Origin of the sequence: Algibacter sp. (assembly GCF_049667265.1) — a bacterium.
Classification (GTDB): domain Bacteria; phylum Bacteroidota; class Bacteroidia; order Flavobacteriales; family Flavobacteriaceae; genus Algibacter_B.
This window is the reverse complement of the sequence record NZ_JBATHX010000100.1, coordinates 1-1,639: the sequence shown is the minus strand read 5'-3', so window position 1 is coordinate 1,639 and position 1,639 is coordinate 1. Positions and strand designations below refer to the sequence as shown.

The following is a 1,639-nucleotide window of genomic DNA, read 5'->3' as shown; positions in this document are numbered from 1 at the left end:
TTTCACTTTTCGATTAGATCTTCTATTGCCTTCTGCTTCTGCAGATGTTCCGTTGTCAATTTCTTTGTCTTTATGAAAATCTAATCGATATGACATTCCGAAATTTACGCCAAAAACTGATGGTGTGTCCTTCGTATTAAAGGTTAATGCGGTATCTAGCTGAAAATCTTTTCCCCATAAATAAGCACCACCAAATCTAAAAAGATTATCGGCATAAAAATCACTTTTGATTCCTTGGGTTTCACCGAAAATAACCCATTGTGGACTAAATGAGTGTGTTAATGTTAATATGTATTGAAAATCAGACTGTTCAGTTCCAATTCGGTCTTTTATAAAATTCATAACAAGCACCCAGCCGCCTGAAAAATTATTCTGAGTAGCAATCATAACTTTGGGGCTAAAACCTTCAATTCCTGAATAGGTATATGGGTTCGGGTTGGTGTCGTAATTAGCGCCTAAATAAACTGATACTGCGGGAATTAAGGATTTCCATTTAAACTGTCGGTTCGCCTTCCAGCTATACAGATTTGGTTTGTCGTCTTCAGCATTTTTGTAAGGATCAAATACTAGATATTTCGCTCCAATGGCAAGGAATTTAAAATTGGCTCGATTGCTTTCAGAAGCTGAATTTGAGGTAAATGTTTTAGTGTCGTTTTGGAAAGTTCCTTCAATGTTTATTTCCAATTCTTCTAAAAGTAGTCCGTATCGCGCTGCGAAATCAATTCCAAACCCTGAAACCTCGTAGGCTGCCGCTGGTGTCCTTTCCTCATTAAACATATACGGGCCAATTTCAAATTGAGCAACATTTGTTCCTACAGAAAAGGCACTTCTCGATACTCCTGGTCGGTTGGAATTGATAACGTCTGTATATTGGCAAAAAGCCTGAGAAGTAACTAAACTCAGCAGGAAAAACAAAGTAGATTTTAATGGGGTCATAATCTTAAGTTTATTAATTTCTTTAATAAAATGAATTAAAGGTTGGTCAAATATAGATATTTTATGCTTTTTTTATCATTATTGAGCCTTTTTTAAACGGATAGAATTGTATTTTTGTATAACATCATTATAATTTTTAAAACATGGGTTTATTAAGAACCATACTTATAATTGCTTTAATATATTACGGAATAAAAATATTATCCAGAATTTTTGCTCCGCTATTACTTAAGTTTGCTGCAAAAAAGGCAGAAGAGCGCTTTGGAGATCAGTTTGGTCAATATCAAAAAAAGCAACAACAAGAACCTCAAAAAAAAGAAGGTGAAATTACGATAGATAAAGTGCCACAAACCAAAACATCAAACAAAAATGTTGGTGAATATGTGGATTATGAAGAAATAGATTAGTTGGTGTTTTAGTTTCTTTAACTAAGTAAACTTTTCTTTTGATGTTTAGTAATTTCAAATTGCTTTGTTCTGAAAAATTATAAGTATTTTTCAGAATCATTTCCTTAAAACCATTTCATGCAAATTTCAATCAAAAAATTAGGACCTCATGTATTAGTTTTACTGGGTTTTGTAATAATTTCATTAGCATATTTTAGTCCTGTTTTAAAAGGAAAAGCAATATATCAAAATGATATTGTGCAGTTTATTGGCATGAGTAAACAGCAAATGGATTTTAAAGCTGAAACTGGTGAGGA

The 1,639-nt window shown here is 32.8% G+C and carries 2 protein-coding genes; one reads left to right on the top strand and one right to left on the bottom strand.

Features of this window, described 5'->3' with window-relative positions; translation table 11 throughout:
* Positions 1–936 (bottom strand): transporter (locus WBN21_RS03635; protein WP_424197937.1); only part of this gene is annotated, 936 nt, incomplete at its 3' end.
* A 143-nt stretch (positions 937–1,079) separates the two neighbouring features.
* On the opposite strand from WBN21_RS03635, the gene WBN21_RS03630 reads away from it, so the two are divergent.
* Positions 1,080–1,343, top strand: coding sequence for a DUF4834 family protein (locus WBN21_RS03630; protein WP_424197936.1), 264 nt, complete (start codon positions 1,080–1,082; stop codon positions 1,341–1,343).
* The last annotated feature ends 296 nt before the right edge of the window (positions 1,344–1,639 follow it).